Genomic DNA, 14504 nt, shown 5'->3' with positions numbered 1-14504 from the left:
CGGCCAGTAAATATCCCGTTGTGTTAATAGCTTCTTTTTGCAAAGGAGCCGGGATTGCTTTTGATCTAACTTATTAACCAAAAACGCTCAAAGGTATGAGAAATATCCCTTTGCTCAGGCTGTCTTTTTGTGTAAACACAATCAAACATACCGCCCTGCAACTGGTAATGGCCCTGGTTTTCGCCGTTATCGGTTATGCCGAACCAGGCCATACACAGGGTGTGCTCGATCGTGAAGTTACCCTCAACATCAAAGAAAAAAAGCTGGAGTATGTATTGACCAAAATCGAGGAACAAACAAAAGTGATGTTTGTCTTCAGTCCGAAACTGATACAGAGCAACCGGCTGGTTACCATTTCCAAATCAAAGGAAAAGTTATCGGTTGTACTGAATGAAATTGCCGGGCAGCTCAATCTTGAATATGAAGTAATAGGCGATAAGGTGTTGCTGAAACGGCAACTGGCCGATAAAGACAGAACAGAACCGGAAGCCTCACCTGAAATTGCCCCGGTTCCCATCACCGGTAAGATCACCAATGCCAAAGGTGAACCTTTATCAGGTGTAAGCATCGTGGTAAAGAATAAACCCGGCGGTACCTCTACCAATGCCAACGGTGTTTTTAATATCGAAGCCAATGAAGGTGATATACTGGTTGTTTCAATCATTGGTTTCAAAACAAAGGAAGTAACTGTAGGCACCCAGCATGAAATTAGTATCAGTCTCGAAGAAGCAGTGGCGGAGCTCACTACGGTGGTAGTGGGCTCGCGGTCTTTAAGACCGCGGACAAATGTTGAATCGCCGGTACCGGTTGATGTTATTTCTTCCAAAGACCTGCTGGCAACCGGGCAAATTGAACCTGCTCAACAGATCCAGTTCACGGCCCCGTCATTTGTATCGAACCGGCAAACCGTTGCCGATGGCACCGATCATATCGATCCGGCTTCATTGCGGGGGCTTGGTCCCGACCAGGTGCTGGTACTGGTAAATGGCAAACGCCGGTACAATACGGCATTGGTAAATATCAACGGTACGGTAGGGAAGGGCTCGGTTGGCACCGACCTGAACGCCATTCCCGCCAGCAGTATTGAACGCATCGAAGTGTTGCGCGATGGCGCCGCATCACAATATGGCTCAGACGCTATTGCCGGCGTTATAAACGTTGTGCTGAAAAAGAAAACCGGTACGCAGGTATTTGCTCATGCCGGACAACAATATGAAGGCGATGGCGCCAATTTACAGTTCGGGCTTAATCATGGTTTCAAACTGGGCAAAAACGGGGTGCTGAACATCACCGGCGAAGTAAGACACCGGCAGCCAACCAACCGCGCCGGCGATTTCCTGGGCACAGTTTATACCAGCAATGTAGCGCAGGACGAACAGTTGATTGCGCAGAACGGCGGCTGGGACAGAAAGAACAACATGTATATCGGCAATTCAAAACAGCTGAATGCTTATGGCGAAGCCAACCTTGAGCTGCCCGTTACAGCAAATACGAGGATCTATGCAATGGGCATGTACAGTTACCGGAAAGGGAAAGCGGCCGGTTTTTACCGCTATCCCAAACAAACTACGCAGGTAGTGGCTCAGTTGTATCCCCGTGGTTTTCTGCCTTACATCGGTTCCGATATAAACGACCGGTCGATAATGGCCGGCATTAAAGGTAAAACCGCCAATGCCTGGAACTGGGATGTAAGCACCGTATACGGCGGCAACCAGTTCAGCTTTGAGGTAACCAATTCAAACAATGCCAGTATGGGCGCCGCGTCGCCCACTGAATTTGATTGCGGTAAACTGGGCTTTAATCAAAGCACTACCAATGTCGACTTTTCGAAAGACTTCGGTTCACAGCTCAAACTAACATCGTTCAACGTAGCGGTTGGTGCAGAAATGCGTTTCGATATGTTTAAGATCGAAGCGGGGCAGGAAGAGTCGTGGCGTAATTATGATCAAAGCAAGGTAGGCGGCGCACAGGTATTCCCGGGGTTCCAGCCTGCGAACGAAGTTGATGAAAGCCGCAATGTGATCAGTGCTTATGTTGATGTGGAGTCGGACATCACTGAAAAATTTCTGGTAAATGTAGCCGGCCGTTTTGAACGGTACAGCGATTTTGGCAATGCCCTGGCCGGTAAACTGGCGTTACGTTATAAGATCGTCGATGCATTGTCAATTCGCGGGGCTATCAGCAACGGGTTCAGAGCGCCTTCCATTCACCAGTATTATTTCAATAATACCAGTACGCAGTTCCAGATCATCAACGGCACTTTATCGCCCAGCAATACTTTAACGGTACGCAACAATGATAAAATTGCAAAGGCATTGGGTATTCCTGATCTGAAGGAAGAAACATCGGTGAATTACAGCCTGGGTATTACCTCAAAGCCTGGCAGAAATGTATCTCTTACTGTAGATGCGTATCGCATCGATATCAGGGACCGCATATTGCTGGCCGGTCCCTTCAGAAGAACGGCGGGTTCAATAGTAGCCGAGGTGCTAGACCGCAACGGCATTTCCAGCGACGTACAGGTGGTACAGGCGTTCGCCAACTTCATAGATACCAAAACTCAGGGCGTGGATGTGATCTTTTCAGTTAGTCCGCAGTTAAGCAAGGGCAGCCTCGACCTTACATTGGCGGCTAACTTCAATGAAACAAAGATCGAAAAAGTAAAGGGCACCGATAATATACCGGCGGTACCCGATGCGGCCGGCAATTATTTCTTTTTCGACCGCGCCGAACAATCGCGGGTAGAGCTGGCCAATCCGAAAAATAAAATATCGGCGGCAGCCAGTTACCAGTACAAAAAAATTGGCGCCATGGTTCGTGCCACGCGTTTTGGGGCGGTTTCTTCCTGGAACCTGAACCCGCAGCTCGATGAAACATATGAGGCCAAAGTGATTACCGACGCCAGCGTCAGTTATAGTATCCTGCCCCAGGTTCGGGTAACCATCGGTGCTAATAACCTGTTCGACGTTTATCCCGATAAACTGAAATGGTTCCGGGATGGCAATGGCGATAAAAGCAATACGTATTATGCCAATACTTCCGACGGGCGTTTTGTGTACAGCCGCAATGCCACCCAGTTCGGGATGAACGGCGGTTATTACTATATCAGTCTTTCGGCCAGTTTTTAACACGTGGTCACATGAGAAAATACAGGACAAACCCATTGCATCTGCGGTGGGTTTGCCTTTTATATAAAGGCAGAAATGAATTATCTTGCCTGCATATTGATTCTGTATGATCGTTGTTATTCAAAGTAAAGACCAGGTTGGGCTTGTTGCCGGTATTACCGGCGTTTTGGCTAAGGAACAGCTGAACATAGTTTCACTGCGCGAGCATGTTGACAAAATAGAGAACCGCTTTTTTATACGGGTGCATATTGAACAGGAAACCGGTTCGGAGGCGTTGGAGCAAAAACTGAAAGCGGTACTGCCGCCCGATGCGATCATAAAAGTGAACCCGCAGCCCGAGAAGAAAGTAGTTGTGCTGGTAACCAAAGAGTACCATTGCCTGGCCGATATCCTCATCCGCAATCATTTTAAAACGCTGGGCGCACGGGTACAATGCGTGATAGGCAATTACGATACACTGCAGAATATCAGCCAGCGGTTCGATATACCCTTTTACCAGGTATCGCATGAGCAAAAAGATAAAGCTGAATTTGAAGCACAGATCGCAGGCCTGATAGACAAATATGCGCCCGATTATATTGTGCTGGCCAAGTTCATGCGAATTCTGTCGCCCGGTTTCGTGGCAAAGTATAGCGGCAGTATTATCAATATTCACCATTCGTTTTTGCCGGCCTTTGTAGGCGCCAGTCCGTACAAACAGGCTTTTGAGCGTGGTGTTAAACTGATAGGTGCAACGGCCCATTTCGTTACCAATGAGCTGGATGAAGGGCCTATTATCGCGCAACAGATCATTCCCGTAACACACTCGCATACATCGGGCGATATGATGAAAGCCGGTAAGGAAATTGAAACCGCCGTGCTGGCGAAGGCGCTGCACCTGGTGTTTGAGGACAGGGTGCTGGTGTATAAGAATAAGACCGTGGTGTTTGAGTAGAAGTTGACAGGTTGACAAGGAGTTGACAAGTTAACAAGTTTACAGGTTGATAAAGGTGATGGAGTTGATAGAGGAATACAGGTTTCGCTTATTTCAAGGCCTTAAACAAAAGCAACAGGCCGGAATTTCGCGAGCTTCGTACTTCGTATTTCCTACCTCTTACTTCTTACTTCATATACCTATATTCAGTCAAGAATCCCCTTTAACCAATTGCTGGTTAAATCCCATTTGAACCAACTCCTCATACGCCTGCCACACTTCATCAGGGATCTCCTGGTAAACCTGGAAGCCTTTTTCGGGATATAATTTTATCCGCTGCAGATCACCCACCATCATGTTGATGAGCTTTTCAACAGAAATAGTGTCATTGGGATATTCTTCAAACGAAAGCAGGGGAGAAGTGACGAGGAGTTTTTTGTTGGGCCAGTGCTTTTTGAAAGTGGCATAACTGCGTCGTTCCATATAGGGCTTCTGCACCACTATAAAGCTTTCCATGTTCAGGTTCTTCTCCTGTAATAATTGTTGCGTGAACAGTATATTCTCGCCCGTATTGGTGCTTTTGTTTTCAATAAAGATGGCTTCGCGGGGTACGCCTTTGTCGAGGGCAATGGTAGCAAACAGTTCGGCCTCCGTTCCCTGCCATAGATCTTTGGTAAGTTTACCCAGCCCTCCTGAAAAAATAATGATAGGCGCATAACCCTGCAGATAGATCTCTGCACCCCGTTCGGCTGTACGGGTATCAACACTTCCCAAAACCAGAATACAATCCGATATTTCGAGCTTATGTTGCAGCTGATGATAGTTCCATAATTTTTTTGCCAGCGTTAATGCTTCCTGTTTTATCATTATTTGTACGGTTAGGTTGATGCACAGGACCGGCGCGTCCTGCTCATCTGGTTATGTATTATCTGGTCCCTGCTCATAAGCAATAAATCTGCCAATATGATATATAACTTAATGAATATGACTAACCCCTGCATTTACAAATAGTTTTTATATAACCTCTTCATGTTTGCTTAGCTTATGTAATTCCAGCACGGTACCCCCGGCGGTTTCGTGGAACATGGAGATGAATTTGCGGTTATAGGCAATTTCATGGTAGGTGTAGGAGGTTCTTTGCTGTACCGTATTGCCGTATACTTCATTAAAGCCCCGCACCAGCACATATACTTCCATATCGGTGGTTGCCAGGTCTTCTTTGGTAAAGCCATAGAGCGGACTATTCTCATCGATGGGGTGCACCACCGTCCAGTTCATGGGCATATTTTCGATCTTGCTGCGTTCCAGCGGCAGGTTGTAATATTTGTACACCGGTTTCCCGTCCTCGTTTATTAGCATGGCCAGGGTCACCAGCACGGTAACGTCGGTGAGTGCATGGTTTTGCTTGTAACATACAAAACGGAACATCAGCGCCATTTTATTGCGATACGGGGCAATAAGTGCATCATCGCTAAAGGCCAGGTGCGCACGGGGGCGGGCAAAACGGCCATAGATAAGACCCGTTGCGAGCGCAAAGGACAGAAAACCGCTCATGGCTTCAATAGCGGCTACCAGGTTGGCTGCATCGCCCACCGGGTTTACCCGGCCATAACCTACCGTAGTAAAAGTTTCAGTACTAAAGAAGTATAGCTCTTTAAAAATACCAACCGGTGTAGTGGCCACAAAACCCATAAACTGGTCAGCGCCTATGAGCCAGTAAATGACTGTATATGCCAGGTTGATAGAGAAAAAGAAAAGTATAATGATGACTATAAATTGCCATAAAGGCAATGATAGCATGGTATAAAAGATACTGAAGCGTTCCCAAAAGGGCCATCCTTTTTTGTGCAGGTTAAAGGTGCCGTCGCGATTGATGAACCGGCTGCCATTGATCACACCGGTTGTGCTGAAACCGGTATCGTTGTTTACTTTGGGAACCGGATTTATTTCTTTTACGGGCATGGTGCTTGTTTTTCCCGGCAAATGTAAATCAAATCAGGAAGCAGGAGTTGCAACTTTTACTGCAAAGTCCCTTTCGAAGAATCATCTCCACTTATTCGTTCTCCTGTCCCAACTGGTGATGCCGATCTTGAATTGCACCGGGTTATTGAACCTGTTGGCGGCAGAACCAACCACATACACGCCCAGTTTGAATTTACTCAACGGGTTGAAGGGCCATTTGAACACCCGTTCTATCCCGGCAAAGGCTTCCACATACCGGAGCGAACGTTCCGGAGCGATAAGGAAACCGCCGCCGGCCACTTCGCGCAACTGCAGTTTTTTAAGGATAGGAATTTTATTGATCAGCGCGCCATTGAACTCATGCATATAATGCCCCTGGTAAAACCGTTTGAATACGGCGAATGTGGAATCGAGCGACTGAAAGGCTTCATGCGGGTTCATGAACAGCAGCGGATCGCCGCGGCGCTGCCATTTATAATCAACCAGCCGCAGGTCTTTTGTATTTAAGAAACTGCCGGTTCTGATACTGTAGGTTGATATACCCACCAAACCGAGTTTAAGTTCATGTTCTATACCAAATTCAAGGTAATCGAAATTCACTTTGCTTTGAAACAGGTTGGGAATGCCTTTACGCAGGCTCACATAAAAGGTTGGCCAGGCCGAACCGAGAATGATCTTTTCCCTGGGTTCCCTGATAAATTTTTGCCTTGGCGTATAAGCCAGCCTGAGCTTTCCATAGCTGGCATTGTACGCTTCAAAATCAACCGCCTGGTTATTGTCAAGCACATCGCCGAAGATACTGTCAACCCGTGCATTGGTTTTATAACCGCTTACCGATCGCCGGAATGAGATATCAAAATCGGTGTACAGGAATAACCCATTTACCAGTTCGAGTTCATGCCCCACGCCAAATGCATTATCGAGGTACACGTTGCTGCGCTTTATCTGGTTGATCCATGCATCGCCTGAGAAAATGGCTGCAAACTCCCGGCCTGCCGATACTTTAAGGATACCCCTGTTGAATGGATTATACAAATACCTTACAGAAAGACTGCCGTTGATATCGCGGTTGCGAATACCGTAACTCAGGTTTGGATTGATCCAGATACCCTGGCGTGAAGGAAATCGTTTACTGTATTGAATTTGAGCCATAATGCGGGTGCCCCCAAAATTGAACGGCTGGTATAATTGCGGCAGGGGCGGTATCGACCAGTGCCGTTCCTTTTCATGATCGTTGAATTCCTGGCCGCTCCACAGCCACTTCTTCCAGGTTACCCTGTTCGTTATACGATCTATTGAGTCGAGATATGCTTTGGTATGCGTAGCGCGATAAATACTGTCTTTATAATGAATGAACCGCAGTTCTTTTTCGGTGAGCGGCTCGGTGCGGTTGCTTTGCCAGAAAGCACTGTCCTTATGATACGCTTCCTGTGCGGTGGCGCTCACTTCTGTACCGAAATATTTTTTAGGGAATTGTTTTTGCAGCTCAAAGTTCCTGTAGGTTGCCACTGTTATGCCCGATTTTTTTGCCTTATTACTTTTACTGTAGTAGGTGAACTGCTGGCGGGTGATCATCCAGGCGGTTCCGGCAATAAGCTCATAATGCTGCTCCACCTCAAAAAAATCGTATTCAGGTAAGTGATAGGAAGGCATTTTAAGCCGGGTATGCAATATCACCCATAAACTATCGGCAATGGTTATTTCCCCTTCTACCGTTGCATTGCTTACCTGGCGCGGTTTTACCCCAATAACAAATACTTTGCGGCCGTTCTGTTTTTCGGTTCTCAATATCCTGAAACGATAAGCCAGTAAACCACTGTAACTAACGGGTGACAAAAACGGCGTTTCCGATATGGCCGGGGTTTTTACCAGGTTGTTATAGAAATTGAAATCGCCCTGGGTAGTTGATAAATAGAACAGTCCTTCGGTATTGCCCCGTTTGGTTACTCCCAGTCTTTCCTCTTTAGCGCCCTGCGGCGCTTTATCGAGCTGCAGTACAATTTCGGCCATCGCCATTTTTTCCAGCTCTTTATCGATAGCGGATGGAATGCCGGCAGCGAGGGTGTCGGGTTTCGGTTTTTTCTTTTTCTTTAATTTCAATTTCAGCGAATCTTCCTGCACCGCCTTTATGTATACCATGCAGGTGTAAGGGCCGGCCGCTTTTTGAATCAAATCTTTTCTGTGGATCACATGCCTGATGATCTCTTCCGACCGATCGCGCACTTTTCCTTTTACAATCACTTCTGAAAGATCTTTAGCGCCATCAGGCTCCATGATTATATTTTGTAAGTAATTGCCCTTTTGTACAACGATAGTGATCAGTTGCGATTTATAACCCACCATACTGATCACCAGGTCGTACTTTCCTTCTTCCACCTTTAATTCGTATGTGCCATCCTCTTTCGACACAACGCCGTGTTTCCATTCCTTTACCTGCACGGTGGCAAAAGCCAGCGGCTCCATGCGCGGGTTGGTTATCTTGCCATAAATTTTAAGAGATTGCCCCGAGGCGTTAGAAAAGGAAAAACCGATAAGGCAGATCAGGAGTAAAGTTCGGGTCATGCGGTTCCGGGGTTAATACCCTTAAAGTACACTGTTATTGCATGAGCCGAAAAGCAATTATATTACTTTAGATTGATTTTAACACTTGAGTAAATTCAGTTGTTCAGTTATTCAGTTGTTCAGTTATTCAGTTGTTTAGTTATTCAGTTGTTTAGTTATTCAGTTGTTCAGTTAAACTCGCGGCTATCCGCGAACTCATGACTTATGAACTTAATAGCTTAATAATTGAATAACCTGAAATTTGAGGAATTCAGAAGATAGTTATGAGTCGTGATTATGAGCACCTATTTTGCTTTATCAAGCGCCATCTTTGCGGCCAGTCCCGTAAGCACGCCGGCCATAAACCATTTCTGAATGCGCACCCATTTGGGGTTGGCCGAGAACCAGCGGGCTGCACGGGCAGCCAGCAGCACGATAATGAAATTGATGGTAAAACTTACCATGATCTGAACGATACCGAGGCTAAAACTTTGGGTGAACACATCGCCATAAGCTGGTTTTATAAATTGGGGGAAGAAGCTTAAATAGAAAACAGCCACTTTGGGATTGAGCACATTGGTAAAAAATCCCATACGAAATAATTTTCCGGGCGCATCGGGTTTGAGATCGGTACGCGGCTCGAACACATTTTTGCCGCCGGGTTTTATAGCCTGCCAGGCGAGGTACAGCAGGTAAATTACTCCGGCCGTTTTTAAAATAGTATAGGCATAGGGTATAGTGAACAGCACGGCTGTGAGGCTAAACGATACCATAATGATATGAAAGAGGAAACCACAAATAACACCGGCCAGTGATATCAAGCCGGCTTTTCGTCCCTGGGTAATGGAACGAGAAATAAGATAGATCATATTGGGGCCCGGACTAATTACCAGTCCGAATGCAGCGAGGGCGAAAAGCAGGAGGTCGTTGATGGGTAACATGCCGATAGGTTTCAACAAATATACCTGATTCGGAAAAAGGTACGTGTGCCGGTTTACACAAAGGTGGTAGGCCGGTTCTCCGGATAACGTTTGTGTGGGTATGTAATTGAATTGAACGGTCTTCTGACCTAGATACACTAAGCGACAGGGATCCCGTACTTCCGGGCCTGTGCGCGAATGAATTCGTCCGCATCCGAACTGCCATCGGTACAGATCTGATCCATTTTCTTACCCAGCTTTTTAACCAGTTTCGGATTGTTGATCATTTCCATGGTGCCGCCATCTTCTGTGGGGGCGGTAATGGTGGCCAGGCAGGAAGAATCGCCAAAGAATGACATTTCTTTTTTATCGGTAATAAACGAGCCGCCGATACCGCCATGCGAAGTATAGAAGAAACGTTCTTCAGCGTGGTCTACACCTATGTATTTAAGTGAGGTATTACTGAAATAAGTGCGTGATCTGACTTCGGGATGCCGCCGTGCATGCGCCACGAATTTTACATTCTCCACCTTCATGCCATCGAGGCAATTCTGCCGGTCGACCGAATCATATAAACCCATAAAATAAACCCGCACAAGCGGGCTCAACATCCTTGCCAGTGCGGTAACGGCCAAACCACCGCGACTGTGGCCTATCAATACCACGCGTACGTCATCGGTAGTAAGCGGCTGATTCAACAGCATGTTTTCGGTAACGAGGACTGGTACGCGGGCAGGGGAGTGAAAACCCCGGCGTTCCATCTGGTACGATTTTGAACGCTCCTGGTTTTGCATACAGCTGTTTACATCGAACAGTTCGAGCGGTTTAACGGAGCGCGTGCGGGTGGCGGGGAACAACATATTGATACGTTGGTAAATGAATGCAAGCGCTTCCTGTAAAATGGGTATGTTATCGCTGCCCGTTACCGTATTGGAAGGGCCATGGAACCAGCGGCGGTCTATATCCATAGCGCCGTAGTGTACATCCCTGATAAATTTAAAAGTGCTGCTGTTGCTTCCATCCTGGTACATCCATTCACGGGAGCCCGTGCCGTCTATACCTACTACAATATACTTATGGTTCATAGAGAAAGGTTTTGATTATGGTAAGTGGGTATTAACGCAGATTTACGATTTCGGGATTTGTGAGAAGGCTACAACCCTGATGAAATCTCAAAATCAGAAATCAACACCTGGTTGGCAACAAATTTTACACCAATTTCAATTTTTTATTTTAATTTAAACATCCGTTCATCCAAACGGCACGTAAATTGGTAATAAAATATATTCGCAGGAATATTATTTTGTATTAATTTCGTTTTGCTGCACTGAGAGCATGATCAAGACATTCCCCTTTTGACACGCTTCACTGGTTGCGTAAACTCGTCTTACCCGTTACGTTACATTAATTTATCAGATCATGCGGCTTAAGTATTACACATTACCACTGGACCCGGAATTACTGATGCAAAAGAAAGAGCATCCGGGTTGTACATTGAAGCAATCCGTAGGTCATCATCTGCACCTGATCATTACCACCGCCTTTGGTGAAATGCAAAGCGATGCCGATTATGGCAACTCCATCTGGGACCATGATTTTGATAATCTTACTTCCCGCACCCGCCAACAGGAATGGATGAAAGAATCGCTGTTAAAGGCCATTCGCAAACATGAAAAAAGACTGGATGGGATCAAAGTTGATGTATTGGTTAAACAGGAAGAAGTGAACGCCATTTCAACGGAACGGCGTGTAAAAAAACGCCTCGACATTAATATAACCGGCCGACTCACTGCTACCAGCGAAGACATTACTTTCCGCGACAGCTTTTTTGTGAGCCCGCTATCATACAGTTAGTGTATACTTAACCGGCCTTTTTAGTAGCGTGATTAATTAGCATAAACATTAACGTTTACGTATTTCGGGGTTTTGTGATTTTTTAGATTTTGGGATTTGTCTGCATGCTGAACTATATGAAATCTCAAAATCCCTAAATCTCAAAATCAGAAATAGGAAACTCAGCCCTTCGCCATTAGGCATGAGGCAAAAAAATAGCGAATAAAATTATATATGGAAAATCGGGAGCAGATAAAGAACCGGATGATGAAAACGGCTGCACGCCTGTGGGGATACCCGGAAGATGAAACGGAATCATCGTTCGACCCGCTGGTGAATGTACTTTTTTCGGCCTGTGCCCTGGAACTCGAAAAGATCTCCAACGAAATACATGCATCGCGCGCGCGCTTACTCGAACGCATGGTGCAGTTATTATCACCCGAAGTATTGTGCGGCCCCCTGCCTGCACATGCGGTGATCCATGCCAAAACGGTAGAAGATATTGCCTGGCTTAAGGAAAGCGATCAGTTCTTCTGTTCACAAAGAACCGGGGTATCGTATGAATCTACCGGCACAGGCTATAAAGACATTTTCTTCGCACCTACCGGCTCATTTCAATTAAATACAACCGCCGTCAATTACCTGGCAACCGGGCATCAACTGTTCCGGTACCGCGAAATGACCTCGAAAGAAGTGATCACCCATTGCCTTCCCGGTAAGGAACTGGAACAACGGGTATTATGGATCGGGTTGGCAGGCCAGCGTTTCAGCCTCGATAACAGCCAATTCTTTTTTGAAATAAAAAATGAAGTACACAAAGAACTGTTCTATCAAAACCTTTCCCAAACCCGCTGGTTTTACGGCCCGCAGGAATTGCAGGTAGTACCAGGCTACAACCAGGATAACATCAGCGGTGAGTACCTCAATATAGAGCAGCTCCTTATAAGAAAAAATACTGCGGCCTGGAAACTGAAGGAATTTGTGAACGCCTACTATAAACCGAAGTTTGTCACCCTACGGCATACCGGTTCCGCCATAACCGAAAACAGCGGCTGGCCTGCTGAACTGTTGCAGGCATTCGATAAAAAAGAATTGCAGGCATTACAGGCTGATAATGTGCACTGGGTAAAGATCCGGTTCCCGGAGAATATTTCCACCGCGGTACTGCAGGATGTTGTTTGCCATGTGAACTGTTTTCCGGTGCTGAACTGCGAGCTGAATGAAAAGGTGCACTCCATGCGCGATATGTTGAATATTATTCCTATGTATTCAGACGACATATTTTTTGACCTGCAGGAAATCTCCGATTCGGATGGTAACGTATACAATATACGGGACATCGAAAAGAACGCACAGGAAAAACTTACGGTGATCCTGCGGCAGGGAGGAATTGGCCGGTTCGACGAACGCGACGCCACCATGATCATCGAGAACATAGTTCAGCTGTTAAGTGATGAAAGCGCGGCTTTTTCAATTTTGGGGCGCGATTTTCTTTCAAGCGAATTGAAACAGTTGCAACAGACCATTTATAAACTCGAGCAGCAAATGATCACCCGGGAACTGAACCGCGAGTATACGCCCTTCCTGGTAGTACGCAAGGAAAAAGATGAGTATTTCAGTAACCTTACCGTTGCCTGGTGGAGCACCAACGGCGAGCAGGGTAATGATATAAAGGCCGGCACCTCGCTGCAAACCTATAATACCAGCGAATTGTACCAGACCCATTGTTCATTGGTAACAACGACCATTGGCGGCCGCAACCGGTTAAGCGCTTCTGAAAGCATCACGGCTTATAAATCGGCTTTGTTATCGCGTGAGCGCCTTGTAAGCCTCGAGGACATCAAAATATTCTGCCGCCTTCAGCTGGGTGATATTGCCCGGCATATTGAAGTGAGCAAGGGCGTAATGGTGCCCCGGCAAACATCGCAGGGTTTTACCCGCACCATTGATGTAATCATAAAGCTGAACCGCAAAGAGTATATGGAAGCCCGGGAGAAAAACCAGTTACAGTACTGGAAAGACAGCCTGGTGTTGAAGTTGTCCCGGAAGTCTGCAGGACTAACGCCGTTCAGGGTTTTTATTGAACAGGAGATCTGAATGTTGAATATCGAATATTGAATGTCGAAGTGAAAGGAAATGAAAAATTAAAAAGGAAGAATGAGAAATTAAAAAAGGAAAGAAAGCGTACGGCACGAACTGTATTCATTGTCAAATTATCACATTATCGAATTATCACATTAACAAATGACCCGGAAAGTTGCTATAGAGAATTTTTATAACGAACTGTCGGCCCGCCTGTACGATATAAAGGCCGAAACGCTGGTAAACCAGGCATTACAGAACCACCTGCATACAGAAGATTTTGTAGCCATGCACGACGGGCGTTTTGTTCGTGAATACCGTCCCGACCTGTACGATGTAAACAAGATAGAAGATTCCCACCTGTTTCAGTTGCTTCAATTACGGTTATCACGTTCAGGCCTGTACGACCTGGTGCCTGAAGGGCTGTTCCATCAGTCATATACGGCAAAACCCGGTAGCGCTGCAACGGAATTGGCGGCTCAAAGCCGTATAGACAAAAAGAAAGAACAGGCAGCCAGGAAATTTTTTCAGCCGATAGAGAATAGTTTTTTCAGGCAGCAGGTGATGATAGAACAGCAGGAAGAGAACATCCTGGCCGGTATAAACAACGGATTGCTGAACGATTACTTTTTCACTTTCTGGGAATTTCCCGCGGAGCTGAATAAGACGTCGGCCATGTTGCTGGTATTGTTATTGCCCTATGCGCATGCCATTGCGGGCGATCTTTCGTTGATGCAGGATTGCCTGCAAATACTGCTGCAGGAAAGTGTGACCATCTCGATAGTGCAGCCACCGGCTTGCGAAGCCCCCGCAACTGCCAGTGAACTGGGTATGGGCGAGCTGGGTAATGACATGGTGTGCGGCCACACTTTCAATGAAGACTATCCCTGCCTGCAATACGTCATCGGGCCCCTGCAACATTCAAAACCGGTTGACTATGTAACCGGGGGCGACAATGACCTGTTGCTGAATGTATTCAATAATTATTTCGCACCATTTGAAGCAGATATACTAATTGAGGTAGAGGTCGACCGTTCACGGGCGCCTGTTGAATTGAGCCAGGATGAAAGCCCGATACTCGGTTACGCCGTTTTATAGTCGTATAGTATTTGTTGTATGAATTTG

General features: G+C 46.4%; 10 protein-coding genes. 5 read left to right on the top strand and 5 right to left on the bottom strand.

The features are described from left to right. The first annotated feature begins 95 nt into the window (after window positions 1–95). Window positions 96–3128 (top strand): TonB-dependent receptor, encoded by a 3033-nt coding sequence (locus tag A4R26_RS22450; protein ID WP_081168725.1) that lies wholly within the window; start codon window positions 96–98, stop codon window positions 3126–3128. A gap of 106 nt (window positions 3129–3234) precedes the next feature. Then, the gene (purU, locus tag A4R26_RS22445) at window positions 3235–4062 is read left to right on the top strand and encodes a formyltetrahydrofolate deformylase (RefSeq protein ID WP_081168723.1); all 828 of its coding nucleotides are present in this window, start codon (window positions 3235–3237) and stop codon (window positions 4060–4062) included. A gap of 189 nt (window positions 4063–4251) precedes the next feature. Here the strand turns inward: purU and A4R26_RS22440 are convergent, their stop codons facing one another. The 5 genes from A4R26_RS22440 to A4R26_RS22420 form a co-directional block, all read right to left on the bottom strand. Continuing rightward, window positions 4252–4908 carry a YdcF family protein gene (locus A4R26_RS22440; protein ID WP_081168721.1) on the bottom strand — a complete coding sequence of 219 codons (657 nt, stop codon included), beginning with the start codon at window positions 4906–4908 and terminating at the stop codon, window positions 4252–4254. A 147-nt stretch (window positions 4909–5055) separates the two neighbouring features. Continuing rightward, window positions 5056–6003, bottom strand: a complete 948-nt coding sequence (locus A4R26_RS22435) for an ion channel (protein WP_081168718.1) — start codon at window positions 6001–6003, stop codon at window positions 5056–5058. An 81-nt stretch (window positions 6004–6084) separates the two neighbouring features. Further along, window positions 6085–8565: a DUF5686 and carboxypeptidase regulatory-like domain-containing protein gene (locus A4R26_RS22430; protein WP_081168716.1), complete on the bottom strand. Its 2481-nt coding sequence runs from the start codon at window positions 8563–8565 to the stop codon at window positions 6085–6087. A gap of 284 nt (window positions 8566–8849) precedes the next feature. After that, window positions 8850–9485: a LysE family translocator gene (locus tag A4R26_RS22425; RefSeq protein WP_081168714.1), complete on the bottom strand. Its 636-nt coding sequence runs from the start codon at window positions 9483–9485 to the stop codon at window positions 8850–8852. Between the two features lie 137 nt (window positions 9486–9622). After that, a complete protein-coding gene (locus A4R26_RS22420; protein ID WP_081168712.1) occupies window positions 9623–10549 on the bottom strand; it encodes a hypothetical protein in 927 nt (308 codons plus the stop codon). A 334-nt stretch (window positions 10550–10883) separates the two neighbouring features. On the opposite strand from A4R26_RS22420, the gene A4R26_RS22415 reads away from it, so the two are divergent. The 3 genes from A4R26_RS22415 to A4R26_RS22405 all read left to right on the top strand — a co-directional run bounded on the left by A4R26_RS22415 (window position 10884) and on the right by A4R26_RS22405 (window position 14477). After that, window positions 10884–11318, top strand: coding sequence for a GPW/gp25 family protein (locus A4R26_RS22415; RefSeq protein ID WP_081168710.1), 435 nt, complete (start codon window positions 10884–10886; stop codon window positions 11316–11318). Window positions 11319–11531: 213 nt separating this feature from the next. After that, a complete protein-coding gene (locus tag A4R26_RS22410) occupies window positions 11532–13394 on the top strand; it encodes a type VI secretion system baseplate subunit TssF (RefSeq protein WP_081168708.1) in 1863 nt (620 codons plus the stop codon). Between the two features lie 147 nt (window positions 13395–13541). Next, the gene (locus A4R26_RS22405) at window positions 13542–14477 is read left to right on the top strand and encodes a hypothetical protein (RefSeq protein WP_081168706.1); all 936 of its coding nucleotides are present in this window, start codon (window positions 13542–13544) and stop codon (window positions 14475–14477) included. Window positions 14478–14504: the final 27 nt, after the last annotated feature.

It is taken from the genome of Niastella populi, assembly GCF_002078015.1.
Taxonomy (GTDB): Bacteria; Bacteroidota; Bacteroidia; order Chitinophagales; family Chitinophagaceae; genus Niastella; species Niastella populi.
This window is presented reverse-complemented; position numbering and strand designations above follow the sequence as displayed.